Consider the following 13,966-nt stretch of genomic DNA (forward strand, 5'->3'; position numbering starts at 1 on the left):
TATCATGACTGCAGGAAAGCGCGCACGACTCGACCGCGTCGGGACAGACGACACGTACGTCATCGTCCCGATGGACCACGGCATCACAATGGGGGCCGTAACGGGCCTCAAAGACATCGAATCGACCATCGACGCGGTCACCAGCGGCGGCGCGGACGCCGTCCTCACCCAGCGTGGCATCGCCGGGCGCGTCCACCCGAACAAGAACGACGCGGGCTACATCGTCCACCTCAACGGCTCGACCACCATCGGTCCGGACGAACAGGACAAGCGAGTGACTGGCACCGTCGAGGACGCCATCCGCGCCGGGGCCGACGCCGTCTCTTTCCACATCAACGTCGGCAGCCAGTACGAACCCGACCAGATAGAGGACCTCTCCGAGCTGACGACGGAGGCCAGCCGGTACGGCCTGCCGGTGCTGGCGATGGCCTACGCCCGCGGCCCCGACATCGACCCCGACAACGAGACGTACAACCAGTCCGTCGGCCACGCCGTCCGGTTGGCCGAGGAACTCGGCGCGGACATCGTCAAGACGGGCTACACCGGCTCCGCCGAGACGTTCCAGCACGTCGTCGAGTCCACGTCGCTGCCGGTGGTCATCGCCGGCGGCTCGAAGGGGACCGACGAGGAGACCGTCCGGATGGTCCGGGGGACGATGGACGCCGGGGCCGCCGGCGTCTCGATGGGTCGCTCCATCTTCCAGCACGACGAACCGGAGAAAATCGCCCGCGCCGTCGCCGCCGTCGTCCACGACGACGCCACCACCGAGGCGGCGCTCCGCGAGGCCGGACTGGCCGTCGAGGCCTAGAGGCCGAACAGCGACCGCATTCTCGCGCCGAGCCCGCCAGCGCCGTCGCCGGCGGGGTCTCCGTCCGTCTCACCTGCGGCGTCCGTCGCCGAGCCAGTGGCGGTGTCGCGTTGGGCTGTGTCGGCGTTCCGGGCCGACTCGCCGGTCTCGGACGGCGGTGTGTCCGCGGCTCGCTCCTCGTTCTCTGTCGACTCGTCGGGCGGTCGGGGGCCGACCAGGTCGGCACCTTCGACCATGGACTCGGTTTCGGCGTCCGGCCCGGTCCGGGACGCGGCGGGTGCCTCACCGGATTCCGGCGGGTCAGCCGTCGGTGAGCCGTCGGGCCCGCCCTCGTCGGCCGGTGATGGAGCTGTCTCGTCGCCGTCGGCAGCGACTATGTCTGTGGGGTCAATCTCCCGTCCGCCGTCCGTGGTCCCGATGGCCTCGGCTGTGGGCCCCTGTGCTTGCCGTTCCGTCTTCCCCGGCACAGGCGTGTCCTCCGTCACCGGCGAGTTCGGCGGCGTCGACGCGGTTGTGGCGTCGGTCGACGCCTTCTCGGTATCGACGAGCTGTTCGGAAATCCGCTCGTAGGCAATCGCGGCACCGCTGTTGGGCGCGTTCCGGACGACGGGCGTGCCGGCGTCCTGGGAGTGCGGGACGGCGTCGTCCTCGGGGACGTGGCCCAGCAGTTCCACGTCCAGAAACGCCGCGATTTCGTCGGCCCCCGGCGACGCCCCCGTCCCGGATTTCGTGAGGATGAGCCCCCGGACCGGTGCCCCGACCCGCTCGGCGAGTTCGTTCGTGTTCGAGACGTTCCGTATCGACGCCACCCGCGGCGTCGAAACGAGCAACACGTCGTCGGCGAGTTCGAGCGGCCGAACCGTCTCCTCGCTCAGTCCCGCCGGCGTGTCTAACAAGACGATGTCGTGGTGCCACCGGAGCGTCTCGACGACGCCGGGCAGCCGGTCGAGGTCGGTGTCCGCGTATCCCTCGAGCGTGGTCCCGCTCGGAACGATTGACAGGCCCACGTCGGTTTCGTACATCGCCTCCGTGACCGCCGCGTCGCCGGCGAGCACGTCGTGAAACGTCGCGTCCTCGTCGGTGTCGACGTCGACGTCGAGGAAGTCGACGAGGTTCGCCATCGCGAGGTCCATCTCCACGACGACCGTCGAGTACCCGGCCGCCGCCAGCAGCGTCCCGAGGTTGATGCTGGACGTCGTCTTCCCGACTCCCCCTTTCGCCCCGGCTATCGTGTAGACGTGGTTAGTAACCATCTGTAGCTGGACTGTAGTATACAGATACCTGGTTAGTAAGGTTCGTTGATAAGTCTATCGGCCAACACTTAATTACGGTAATCGTGTCCAGATAAATACTGTCCGTCGAATTCTGCGGTCCCTACGTACAGGAAATCCAATCCGTTTCGCTCGCCGCCCGCGTCCCGTCCCGGCCTGTCTGTCGCCCGACAGGCCGACCCGGGTTCCGCCACGTTCAAGCCCCGCCGTTGCGGACGTGAGCGTATGACTCGAAGCGTCTGGCTCAAAGCCGACAGCGAGGTCGGCGACTGGGAGACACGGAAACGCCGGATAACCGCCGGTATCGAGGCCGGCGTCGACTGGGTACTGGTCGACGAGGCGGACGTCGACCGCGTCTCGGAACTCGGCGCGATAAACGTCGCCGCGTTCACCAACGGGGACGTCCACGTGATGGAGGCCGAGGCCGAGGAATCGAAGGCGGACGCGACCATCGTCGGGAAGGACGGCGAGGGCGACGGCACGGTCGACCTCCCCTCTGACTTCTCCGGCTCCGCGGACCTCTCGGCGCTCCGGCAGAACGGGACCGCCCCCGACGGCGGCTACGTCCGCATCTTCGACGAGGACTACGAGGCTTTCGCCGAGGCGGTCGCCGCCGAAGCCGACTTCACCATCGTCATCGGGGAGAACTGGCAGATAATTCCGCTGGAGAACCTCATCGCCCGCGTCGGCGAGGAGACGGACCTCATCGCCGGCGTCAAGACCGCCGAGGACGCCCGGACGGCCTACGAGACGCTGGAACTCGGGGCCGACGGCGTCCTGCTGGACACCGACGACGTAGACGAGATACGCAAGACCGTCGAGGTCCGGGACGAGATGGGGCGGGAATCCCTCGACCTGGAGTACGCCGAGGTCACCGCCATCGAACAGACCGGCTCCGCCGACCGCGTCTGCATCGACACGGGGAGCCTGATGGAACACGACGAGGGGATGCTCGTGGGCTCGATGGCCCGCGGCCTGTTTTTCGTCCACGCCGAGACGGCCGAATCGCCGTACGTCGCCTCCCGGCCGTTCCGGGTCAACGCCGGGGCCGTCCACGCCTACGTCCGCACCCCCGACGGCGGAACGAAGTACCTCTCGGAGCTCCAGTCGGGCGACGAGGTCCAGATAGTCGACGCGAACGGGCGCACCCGCGAGGCCATCGTCGGCCGCGCGAAAATCGAGAAGCGCCCGATGTTCCGGGTGCAGGCCGAGACCGAGGACGGCGACCGCATCGAGACGCTGCTGCAGAACGCCGAGACCATCAAGGTCCACACCCGCGACGGCCGCGCCGCCGTCACCGACCTCGAACCCGGCGACGAAATCCTCGTCTACCACGAGGACACGGCGACGCACTTCGGCGAGCGAATCGAGGAGAGCATCATCGAGAAGTAGGCATCCCTACTGCTTGTCCGGTTCGACCGTCTCCAGTTGCGTCGTACACCAGTGACAGAAGTCGATGTCCTGGTCGAGTTCCTTCCCGCAGTTCGGACACTTCATGCCCGCTTCTATCTCCCGCGTCTGGTTCTCGTTGACCGCCACCCAGTAGGCGTCGACGACGTTGAGCGTCGTCACCACGACCGAGCCGATGGTCACCTCGGTGGGCCTGGCCTGATACGACGACGTGATGGCCTCCAGCGTCAGTTCCGAGACCGGCTGGATGGTGCCGGTGACGACGAACACTACGGACAGCGTAAACAGGAGTCCGAGCCACAGCAGCCCCCGTCCCCACTTGCGGAGATAGAAGTGTCCCAGCCCGGGAAAGATGAACGCAAGTACTACGGCGAGCAAGGGCCGCTTGCGTCCTTTCTCAGTCATACTCGGCGAATCCGTCGCCGATACCCCTATATCTTCCGAAGGGTCGACGCCCGGAGGAAATCCCGAAAACGGCCGCCGTCGGAGCCACGCCGGCGTTTACTCGACCGGCACGTGACTGGCCCGGTAGCCGTCGTCAGTCGGCGTGACCGAGTCGACCGCGTAGAGCCGAATCCGTCGTTCCTGTTTCGTGTTGACCGCGAAGTCGTAGTGTTCGGCTTCGTAGCTCGGTTCCTTGCCGTCGGCGCGCCGCTGTTTCACCCACGAGCGGTGGGCGGCGAGTCGCTCGCGGGCGATGTCCAGCGAGCGCTCCTGGGCGTCGGCGACCCGGCCTTCGAGCGCCGACAGCAGGTCCGGGTCCCGGTCCACGCCGACGGAGTTCCGGCCGGCGACCATCGCCGCCAGCGTCGTCGTCCCGGTGCCGAGAAACGGGTCGAGCACCGTGTCGCCGTACACGGAGAACATCGAGACGAGGCGGTACGGCACCGTCAGCGGAAACGCGCCGGAACGGTCCCGCAGCCCCTCGTCTATGTCCTGAGTCTCGCCGGGTAGTTCCCAGAGGTCGGAGAACCACTCGTTGCGCTCCTCCCAGAAGTAGGCGCTCTCGTAGCGGCGGTCCGCTCCCGGCTCGAGCCGCCGCCGCTCCCCGTTGCGGAACACGAGGATGTGCTCGTGTTCCAGGGTCGGGTAGGCGTTCGGCGGCACCATCCCCGAGCCCATGAACTTCGCGCCGCTATTGGTCGGTTTCCGCCAGAGGATGTCGGGGAGCGCCCGCAGGCCGTGGTCGGTCAGCCGGTCGGTTATCTCCGCGTGGTTCGGGTAGGAGCGGAAGCCGTCCTCGAGGGACCGCGTCGCGTCACCGACGTTGATACAGGCGATGCCGCCGGGGACGAGCACTCGTTTCAACTCTGCCCACACCGCATCGAGCACGTCGTGCATCAGGGTGAACGCCCGGTCGCCGTCGCCGCGGTCCAGCGCCGCCCCGATGTCGGGGTCCAACTCCGCGAAGATGTCGTCCCACATCTCGATCATCGGATAGGGTGGTGACGTGACCACCAGTTCGACGCTGTCGTCGGGACAGTCGAGCGTGCGGGCGTCACCGGTTCGAACCCGGTGTGTCGTCTCCATACCGATTCCAGCGGACGGGGCGACTCTAGTCTTGCGGTTACCGGCCGGTGCGGCCGCTCGTCGTGTGGTCGAGACGCAAAACACACCCGCGCTGTCGGTCGCCGTTACGCGACGGGGAGGTCCTGCTCGGCCTCCAGCAGTTCGTGGTAGCGGTTGCGGATAGTGACCTCGGAGATGTCGGCGACTTCGGAGACGGCGGCCTGGGTGGTCTTCTCGTTCGTTAACAGCGCGGCGGCGTAGACGGCGGCGGCGGCGAGGCCGACCGGCGACTTCCCGGAGTGGACGCCCTGTTCCTTGGCGTTCTGGAGCAGTTGGCGGGCGCGGTGTTCGGCCTCGTCGGACAGCTCCAGCGAGGAGGCAAAGCGCGGGACGTAGCTCTCGGGGTCGGCGGGCCGGACTTCGAGCGAGAGTTCGCGGACGACGTAGCGGTAGGTGCGGGCGATTTCGCTTTTCTCGACCCGGGAGACCTCGGTAATCTCGTCGAGGCTCCGCGGGACGCCGGCCTGCCGTGCGGCGGCGTAGACCGACGCCGTCGAGACGCCCTCGATGGAGCGACCGGGCAGCAGGTCCTCGTCGAGCGCGCGCCGGTAGATGACGCTCGCGGTCTCGCGGACGTTCTCGGGTAGACCGAGGGCGGAGGCCATGCGGTCGATTTCGCCCAGGGCCTGCTTGAGGTTGCGCTCCTTGGAGTCCCGCGTCCGGAACCGCTCGTTCCACTTGCGAAGGCGCTGCATCTTCTGGCGCTGTTTGCCCGACAGGGAGTTGCCGTAGGCGTCCTTGTCGCGCCAGTCGATGTTCGTCGAGAGGCCCTTGTCGTGCATCATGTTCGTCGTCGGCGCGCCGACGCGGGACTTCTCGTCTTTCTCGCTGGAGTCGAACGCACGCCACTCGGGGCCGCGGTCGATTTCGTCGGACTCGACGACCAGCCCACAGTCCTCACAGACGGTCTCACCGTGTTCGTCGTCGATGACGAGCGAGCCACTGCACTCCGGGCACGCCGTGCTCTCCGATTCCGTCGACTCCGTCGTCTGTTCCTCACGCTGCTGTCGCGTCCGTGTGTGTTCACTCATGGGTTGCGAAGGCGGGTGCTCACCGGGTGAGAGGCATCACAGAACCCGGAGGCAGTCGGTAACACTGTATTCGAACGAAAGTTATTAAAGCCTTCCGGTATTGAGATAGAGACCGCCGATACACGTCACGAAACCCACGTTTGTTCATCAGTCTCATGGCCATTCATATAAGCGAACGCGGCTCTTTCGCCGGTCGCTCCCCGCGGCTCGACTAAAACGGGCCGTTCAGTCGTTCGTCTCCGGCTCGATGGCGTCGGCGGACTGTGACTCCTCGACGGCCGTCGTCAGCGAGACGTTGAGCCAGGCCATCGAGGCCACGCCGCCGATGATGGTGACGACGTTCTTGACGGCGTGGTCGACGATTGCGACGCCGATGGCCGCGGCGACGCCGACCGGCGTCAGCGACGCGACGATGACGGTGAACGCGCCCTCGTAGAGCCCGACCCCGCCGGGCGTCAGCGGCAGGACCTTGGCGAGGTTCCCGACGCTGACCGCGAAAAAGCCAACGGCGACCAGCGACGGCGTCAGGCCGTAGCCGAAGGCCTCGAAGACGATGAGCGCCGTTATCACGTCGAGCGTCCAGATGAGGAGGCTCCCCGCGCCGACGCGGGCGAACGCGGAGCCGTCGGCGGCGACCGTCTGCACGTCGCCGACGAACCCCTCGACGACGCCGGCGACGTAGTCGGCGTAGGAGTCGCTGCTCAGCCGGCCGATGACCGCCCGGACGAGGTTCCGGTCGCTGCGGGCGCTGGCGACGATAGCCGCCACCGCCCCGATTGCCGCGAGACCGACGGCGGCCGCGACGGCGACGGCGGTCCGCCCGCTGCTGGCCGCGTCGCCGCCGACCGCGTTCCCGGTCAGCGCGGTCACCAGCTGCCCGGCCGACCCGGTCACCGCCAGCCCGACCATGACGACGCCGGCGAGCAGCGTGATGGTAAGCAGGTCGAAGACTCGCTCGACGGCCAGCGACGCGAAGCCGGAGGGGTACGGAATCGAGCGGCGGGCCTTCACGATGTAGGCCCGGACGGCGTCGCCGGCCCGCGCCGGGAACACGAGGTTTCCGGTCTGGCTGACGAATATCGCGCCCGTCAGGAAGCCCCACCGCTCCCGATACCCCATCGACGAGAGGATGTCCCGGTAACGGATGCCCCGGAGCGGCCACGAGACGGCGTAGACGACGGCGCTCAGTGCGACGGTCTCCGGGGCTGCGCCGGCCATCTCCGCGAGGACGCGGTCGGGGTCGAGGTACTGCGTCATCAACAGGAGGGCGACGACGACGAGCATCGTGCCCGCGCCCAGCGACACCTCACGAGTAATCCGTGGGCTGACCGACAGCTCCCAGAACGTCCGGAGTATCTGGCTGCCCATGCCGAACACGTCCCGGACGATGTCGACCTTCGAGTCGCCCTTGGGCGTCCAGTTCACGGGGAACTCCTTCACCCGGTAGCCGTTGCGCTGGGCCTTCACGAGCAGTTCCGTGTCCCAGAACCAGTGGTCGTCCTGGACGAGGGGCAACAGCGTCTCCAGCGCCCCCCGGTCGAAGGCCTTGAAGCCGCACTGGTGGTCCCTGAGGTCGGAGCGGAGGAGCGTCCGGACGAGCGTGTTGTAGCCGAAGCTCGGAACCCCCCGCTTCGCGGGTCTGTCGGCGCGGTTCTCGGGCAGCCAGCGCGACCCCGTCGCCACGTCGTAGCCGTCGACGCGGACGGCGTCGACGAGCTCCTGCAGGTGCGACATGTCCGTCGCCAGGTCGGTATCGAAATACACCAGCGTGTCGCCGTCGGCCCGCTCGAAGGCGTACTCTAACGCGCCGCCGCGGCCGCGTCGCTGGTCGCTGTGGACGTGCCTGACCCGACTGTCCTCGGCCGCGAGTCGTGCCGCTATCTCCGGCGTGCGGTCCGAGCAACCGTCCTCCGCGACGATGACCTCGAACGCGTCCTCGGGGAGAAACGAGGCGAGCGTCCCGACCGTCGTCGACACCGTCCGCTCGATGGTGTCTTCCTCGTTGTAGGCGGGGAGAACGACGCTCACCTCGACCGCAGTCATACGCGTTGCTCGTCCCCAGAGTGAAAAGTACTTTCCGTTCGATACACAGCCCGGACCCGGTCGTTAGTCAGCCCCTTCCCGTGACCCCGCGGTCGCGAACCGCTCGATGGACGCGACGTCCACGTCCCCGACCGACTCGTAGGGCCTGTTTACCACCACGTCGCCGGCGGTGCTCCGGCCGATGCCGGGAATCGCGGTGAGTTCGTCCATCGACGCGCTGTTGAGGTCCAGCGGGTACGGGACCCCGGTCACCGACCGGTAGCCGTGGTCGGTGACCGCGATGTCGACGACGCTGCCGAGCTCGCGCTCGCCCGGGATACCGACCAGCAGCGGATAGGTCCCCAGTTGCCGGCCGAAGGTCTTGCCGTCCTGGTGGTACTCCAGGTGTACGTCGGGCAGCACCGTCCCCGGCGGCGCGACCCGCTGGAGCATCGGGTTGTCGATGGTCTCCCGGACTTCGCGCTTGTACTGCTTGAACAGTTGCTTGTGGTCCTTTGCGATGTCCGCGCCGGTGTCGGCCATGTCGGTCCCCTCGAAAGCCATCACCTGGCGGATGTTCACCCGCCGGAGCATCAGCCCCTCGTCGTAGACGCGCTGGAGGAACCGCTTGTTGTGCTCGAAGGTCTCCCGCGTCTCGCCTTTCAGCCCGTGGACGAGATTGATTCCGGGGAGCAGCTTCGGGAGCCGGCGGGCGGCGTCGTCGCCGAAGTTGGGGGCGGTCGCCCGCGCTCGCGGTGATGCCGCTCGCGTGTCCGGCCCGTTACGCGGGTCGCCGTCTCCCCCCGGTCGCCACCCGCCCACTTCGTTGACGATTTTCACCGCCTCGAAGCACTGGTCGGCGGTGACGTTGAGGTTGTTGTCGCTCATCACGTCGGGGTCGGCCGACTCCAGGCCGAAGGCGGCGGTGTCGCCGGGCGTGTTGTGTTCGGCGATGATGCGAATTCCCTCGCGGGCCTTCTCGGGCCACTTGACAATCGTGATGGGGTTCATGTTGTCGAGGTGGAGCGTCTCCAGGTCCGGGGCCACCTCGCGGATGCCGCCGTAGAGCCGCCGCAGGGCGTCGGGATTGGGTGCCTCGCCGTCGCCGCCGTAGGCGAGGATGTCGGCCTGCCGGCCCAGCCGGAAGTGCTTCACGCCGCGGTCCGAGAGGGCGTCGACCTCGTCGACGACGCTCTCTGGCGGTCGGAAGTCCGGGTCGCCGTACATCGGTTCCGTGCAGAACGAACAGCGGTACGGGCAGCCCCGGGAGGTCTCCATCTCACAGATGAGGTAGTCGGGGTGGTTCGGGTGCTGTTCGACGACGAACGCGCCGGCACGGGCCCAGCGGGTCTCCTCCTCGACCGAGCGGTAGCGGTCGTTGAACCCCTCCAGCCCGGACTCCACGAGGTCGTACACCGCGGCCTCCACGTCGGCCATCGCCAGGAAGTCGAAATCGAGGTCGTCGCGCGTCGTCTCGCTCGCGCCCTCGTTGGCCTCGCCGACGCCGAATCGGACAGGGCCGCCCATGAGGGCGGTCCCGTCGGCCGTCCAGGCGAGTTCGCGCACCTCGTCGGGTTCCGCCGGCGTCCCGCCGACGTACTTGCCGGGGACGGTCATCCCGCCGACGTAGACGAGCAGGTCCGCGTCCTCCACGTCGCGCCAGACGGCGTTGTCCTCGCGGAGTTCGTCGATAGTGTGATACGTTATCTGTTTGCGAGGGACGCCGGCGTCGACCAGCGCGCCGGCGGCGTACCGCGGGTACGTCGAGATGTACGGCGGCACCCCGAAGTGTGCGGGCTCGTCGACGTAGCCGTCGACGATGGTCACGTCGAGCGTCTCGGGGGCAGTCATACCCGCCGCTTGACGCTCGACGCCTAAAACCGTGTCTGGTCGGTCAGCCGTCGGCGTCGAGCGCCGCGGCGACCAGTTCGGCGTTCCTGACGTTGGCCTTCCAGTAGGCGTCGAAGAGGTCGCCGACGACGGGGACGCTTCCGAGGACGGTGTCCAGCGCGACGTTGCACAGCATCCGGACCAGCGTCCGCTTGCGGACGCCGAGCCGGGCGGCCTCGGCGACGATGTACAGCGAGCAGGCGGCGGCGAGCAGGTCGCCCCCGACCGGGACCAGGCCCAGCAACGGGTCGAGACCGACGCGGAAGTCGGTTCCGGGGACCCGGACGCTCTCGTCGAGCAGGTGCGCGACCGTTCGGACGCGGCCCAGGGCAGGCGGTTCGGTTGCCATACGTCGCCCACGCCCGGCCGGACCAAGGAACTGTCGGGCGAGCGGACGGTCCGGCGGCCGCTAGTCGTCGGCGCTGACCGTCCGGTCGTCGGCCTGGGCGTGCCAGAGGTCGGCGTAGTCGCCGCCGGCCGCGAGCAGGTCGGCGTGGCTGCCGCGCTCGACGATTTCGCCGTCGTCCATCACGACGATGCGGTCCGCGTCCCGAATCGTCGAGAGGCGGTGGGCGATGACGAAGGCGGTTCGGTCCGCGACCAGCCGCTCGATGCTCTCCTGGATTCGGTCCTCCGTCTCCGTGTCGACGTCGCTGGTCGCCTCGTCGAAGATGATGATTTCGGGGTCGTTCAGCAGCGCGCGGGCGATGGCGACCCGCTGGCGCTGGCCGCCGGAGAGCTTGATGCCGCGCTCGCCTATCTGCGTGTCGTACCCCTCCGGCAGGTCCCGGATGAACTCGTGGGCCTGGGCGGCCGCCGCGGCGTCGCGGACGCGGTCGCGGGCTGTCTCCCACCCGGCTGCCCGTGCCTCGTCGTCCGACTGCTCGGCGTCCAACACTTCGCGGTCGCCGTAGGCGATGTTCTCGGCGACGGTCCCCGAGAACAGGTACGGCTGCTGTTCGACGATGGCGATTTCGCTCCTGAGGCTCTGGAGGCCGTACTCGCGGACGTCGACGTCGTCGACGCGGACGGCCCCGTCGTCCACGTCGTGGAACCGCGGCACCAGTTTCAGCAGCGTCGACTTGCCGGCTCCGGTGGCACCGGCCAGGCCGACGGTCGCGCCGTCGGGCACGTCCAGCGACACGTCCCGGACGACCGGCGGCTCGTCGCCGTAGCCGAAGGTCACGCCGTCGAACTCGACGGCCCCGTCGACGCGTTCGGGCTCGTAGGGGTCCTCGGGGTCGGTGACCTCGGGCTCCTGGCCCAGCAGACCGAACACGCGCTCGGCGCTGGACTTGGCGAGTTGGTACTTGTTCGCGGATTTGCCGACCCGGCGCATCGGGGAGTACAGCCGACGGATGTAGAGGAAGAAGGCGGTGAAGGCCCCCGCCGACAGCGCCGCCTCGCCGCCGGGGTTCGTGATGAAGTCCATCCCGGCGACGTACAGAATCAGGACGAACACGACGCCGGTCAACAGCCGCAGGCCGGCGAAGAAAGCCCGGCGGATACGGAGGGCAGCGACCTTCTCGTTGTGGTACTCCTGGCTCTGTTCGGTCACCCGCTCGCGCTCGAACTCGTAGCGGTCGAAGGCCTTGATGACCGGCGCGCCGCTGAGATTGTTCTCCAGGCGGGTGTTGAGCCGCGATACCGTCTGGCGGATGGAGCGATAGCGCGGCTCTATCCACGTCAGGAAGAAGCCGCTGGCGACCCCGATGACCGGAACCGGTGCGAGTGCGATGAGCGCCAGTTTCGGCGAGTACGTGTAGAGGACGACCGCGATACCGCCGACGGTCGCCACGACCCGAATCAGTTGGCGGAACTCCGTGTTGAGAAACGACTCCAGGCGGTTGATGTCGCTGTTGAGTATCGACATCATCCCGCCGGTCTGGTGGTTCGCAAAGAACGACAGCGAGAGGTGTTGGAGGTGGTCGTACGTGTCGTTGCGGAGGTCCCGCTGTATCTTCTGGGCGCTGGACTGCAGCAGGTATCTGGAGCCGAACCGCGCCGCCGACCGGACGAGGTACGCGATGGCCGCGATGGCGACGAGCCGCTGGAGGAAGGCGATGCGCGCGGCCTCGCCGGTGATTTCGCCGGGCGGTAACAGCCCGGCGTCGGTCAGCAGCCCCGGCTCGCCGCTGCCGAGGACGACGCGGTCGATGGCCGCGGCGACGATTATCGGCGGGACGAGGCGGGCGAAACGGGTACAGAACGCCGCCAGGATGCCGACGAGCAGCCGGAGCCAGTAGGGCGTGGCGTAGCCGACGAGCTTGACCATCGGGTGGCCGTCGACGTTCTCACGGACGCCCTCGAAGCCGCCCTGGTCGGCAGACATAGACGGTAGTTGGTCCGGAAGCGGATATATGCCGGGCTTTGCACCCGTTGGGGAGAGCGGTCTCGCCTCACACGTAGATACAGCCCTCGCTGTCGGGGCCCGAGGTAGGAGGTCTGGCACCGTCGGCCAGGCGGCCCGCGGAGACGACGGCGGCCAGCGAGTCCAGCGCGTCGTGATTCCCGAGGTAGGTGTCGCGGTAGTCGCCGACCGTGACGCTACAGGCCTCGACCGCCGCGACGTTCGCTTCACGGCGCTTGCGGGGGTCGTCGACGTTCTTGTACCCCTCGCGGTAACAGCCCAGCCAGCCGAACGTCGCCGCAGGGTACACCTCCGCGACCAGTGTGTCGGCGTCCCAGCCCTGCATCGGCACGACGGCCGTGTCGTCGTCGGCCCGTAGTTTCCCCAGCACGTCCCGGACGCCGTAGAAGGTCATGCTGCGGGTCCGGTTCGTGTACGGACACAGCGCGCCGCGGCGGAAGTCAGTCTCCCGGCGCAGATCCCGGCTCCCGGTCGCCATCTCGGCGGTGTGTCGACACGCCTCCGAGAGCGACCCCGGGTCGGTCGGCCCGCTGCCACTGGCGAGCCAGTCGACGAAGCCCGACCAGGTGCCGCCACACTGCGCGTCGAGCAGGGCCTGTGGCAGGCTGAACGGGAAGTCCAGCCCGACGGCTGCCACGTCGGCGTCGGTGATACGGTCGACGAGACCGGCGTGGGCCGTCTCGCGGTCCCGGCCCCACTCGTCGGTCCCGCGGTAGCACCGCTCGACCGCCAGTCCGTCGCCCGTCGGTGTCGACTCGGTGACCCACAGCGCGTCGCCGGCAGTCGCCGCGCCGCTGAAATCCACCCCGAGGACGCGTTCACTCATACACCCGAGTACGCCGGTGACGGCATCAATGTTGGGACTGCGGCGACGGGGTGGTTCCTTCCCCGTCCGTAAGGGGTTTGTCCCCGACGGACCAACGGAATAGTATGCCAACCACACTGGAGGTCGTCTGTACGGACGACAGCTGCGAACTCGACATGTTCGAGATGCACTACACGTACGACATGCCGGACGATGTCGAACTCGCGGCGTTCTCCTGTCCGTACTGCGGCGGGACGGACTGTCTCGACGAAGTGGAACTATGATGCGGGACATCGGGTCGTCCATCAGCGACGCCATCTTCGAGAACATCGGCCGGGCCGCCGGTCGGGTTCAGGAGAACAAGCCGCTCCCGTCGGACCTCCTGGAGTCCGACGACGCCTACCTCGTGGTCTTCGACGCGCCCGGCACGACGGCCTCGGACATCCAGGTCCGGTACGTCGACGACCGCGTCGAGGTTCGCATCGACCGCTTCCGTGACTTCTACGAGGGCTTCGAGATGCGCTACCCCGGCCGCGGGCTCGCGCTCGACGGGAGCGTCACTCTCCCGAGCGACGCTGCCGTCGACCCGGAGACGGCCCAGGCCACGCTCAAGAGCGACGGGACGCTCCAGGTCCGCGTCCCGAAGGCGGAGACGGCCCACGACGACGAGGCGACGGCCGTCGGCGTCGAGACCGACGACGGCGAACCGGAAGCGACCGACGCGGACGGCGACCCGGCCGATGCCGACGACGTGGCCGACGACGGCGACGCCTGACCGCGGCGCATACA

The 13,966-nt window shown here is 68.1% G+C and carries 13 protein-coding genes; 4 read left to right on the top strand and 9 right to left on the bottom strand.

All coding sequences use genetic code 11. The features are described 5' to 3' along the window. Nucleotides 1-4 precede the first annotated feature (4 nt). Nucleotides 5-808 carry a 2-amino-3,7-dideoxy-D-threo-hept-6-ulosonate synthase gene (locus tag VI123_RS04835; protein ID WP_336336917.1) on the top strand — a complete coding sequence of 268 codons (804 nt, stop codon included), beginning with the start codon at nt 5-7 and terminating at the stop codon, nt 806-808. Here the strand turns inward: VI123_RS04835 and VI123_RS04840 are convergent. Beyond that, nucleotides 805-2,061: a P-loop NTPase gene (locus VI123_RS04840; RefSeq protein WP_336336918.1), complete on the bottom strand. Its 1,257-nt coding sequence runs from the start codon at nt 2,059-2,061 to the stop codon at nt 805-807. The genes VI123_RS04835 and VI123_RS04840 overlap by 4 nt on opposite strands. Before the next feature lie 243 nt (nt 2,062-2,304). Here VI123_RS04840 and VI123_RS04845 point away from each other — a divergent pair, with 243 nt between their 5' ends. Continuing rightward, nucleotides 2,305-3,471 carry a 3-dehydroquinate synthase II gene (locus tag VI123_RS04845; RefSeq protein ID WP_336336919.1) on the top strand — a complete coding sequence of 389 codons (1,167 nt, stop codon included), beginning with the start codon at nt 2,305-2,307 and terminating at the stop codon, nt 3,469-3,471. Nucleotides 3,472-3,477: 6 nt separating this feature from the next. Here VI123_RS04845 and VI123_RS04850 read toward each other — a convergent pair whose 3' ends face one another. The 8 genes from VI123_RS04850 to VI123_RS04885 form a co-directional block, all read right to left on the bottom strand. Then, a complete protein-coding gene (locus tag VI123_RS04850; RefSeq protein ID WP_336336920.1) occupies nt 3,478-3,894 on the bottom strand; it encodes a zinc ribbon domain-containing protein in 417 nt (138 codons plus the stop codon). Nucleotides 3,895-3,990: 96 nt separating this feature from the next. Continuing rightward, complete coding sequence (locus tag VI123_RS04855; protein WP_336336921.1) at nt 3,991-5,019, bottom strand: DNA-methyltransferase; 1,029 nt, start codon at nt 5,017-5,019, stop codon at nt 3,991-3,993. Between the two features lie 104 nt (nt 5,020-5,123). Further along, nucleotides 5,124-6,089, bottom strand: coding sequence for a transcription initiation factor IIB (locus VI123_RS04860; protein ID WP_004591241.1), 966 nt, complete (start codon nt 6,087-6,089; stop codon nt 5,124-5,126). Nucleotides 6,090-6,314: 225 nt separating this feature from the next. Then, the gene (locus VI123_RS04865) at nt 6,315-8,132 is read right to left on the bottom strand and encodes a flippase-like domain-containing protein (protein ID WP_336336922.1); all 1,818 of its coding nucleotides are present in this window, start codon (nt 8,130-8,132) and stop codon (nt 6,315-6,317) included. A gap of 63 nt (nt 8,133-8,195) precedes the next feature. After that, nucleotides 8,196-9,962, bottom strand: a complete 1,767-nt coding sequence (locus tag VI123_RS04870) for a radical SAM protein (protein ID WP_336336923.1) — start codon at nt 9,960-9,962, stop codon at nt 8,196-8,198. Between the two features lie 43 nt (nt 9,963-10,005). Next, the gene (locus VI123_RS04875; protein WP_336336924.1) at nt 10,006-10,350 is read right to left on the bottom strand and encodes a DUF4112 domain-containing protein; all 345 of its coding nucleotides are present in this window, start codon (nt 10,348-10,350) and stop codon (nt 10,006-10,008) included. Nucleotides 10,351-10,410: 60 nt separating this feature from the next. Then, the gene (locus tag VI123_RS04880) at nt 10,411-12,333 is read right to left on the bottom strand and encodes an ABC transporter ATP-binding protein (protein ID WP_336336925.1); all 1,923 of its coding nucleotides are present in this window, start codon (nt 12,331-12,333) and stop codon (nt 10,411-10,413) included. Between the two features lie 67 nt (nt 12,334-12,400). After that, on the bottom strand, nt 12,401-13,198 hold the full coding sequence (locus tag VI123_RS04885; RefSeq protein ID WP_336336926.1) for a DUF429 domain-containing protein: 798 nt from the start codon (nt 13,196-13,198) through the stop codon (nt 12,401-12,403). 104 nt (nt 13,199-13,302) lie between these two features. Between VI123_RS04885 and VI123_RS04890 the strand changes: the two genes are divergently transcribed. Further along, nucleotides 13,303-13,461, top strand: a complete 159-nt coding sequence (locus VI123_RS04890; RefSeq protein ID WP_336336927.1) for a DUF7559 family protein — start codon at nt 13,303-13,305, stop codon at nt 13,459-13,461. Next, nucleotides 13,458-13,952 carry an Hsp20/alpha crystallin family protein gene (locus VI123_RS04895; protein WP_336336928.1) on the top strand — a complete coding sequence of 165 codons (495 nt, stop codon included), beginning with the start codon at nt 13,458-13,460 and terminating at the stop codon, nt 13,950-13,952. The genes VI123_RS04890 and VI123_RS04895 overlap by 4 nt, the downstream gene beginning before the upstream one ends. The last annotated feature ends 14 nt before the right edge of the window (nt 13,953-13,966 follow it).

Source organism: Haloarcula sp. DT43, from assembly GCF_037078405.1.
In the GTDB taxonomy this organism is placed as follows: Archaea; Halobacteriota; Halobacteria; order Halobacteriales; family Haloarculaceae; genus Haloarcula; species Haloarcula brevis.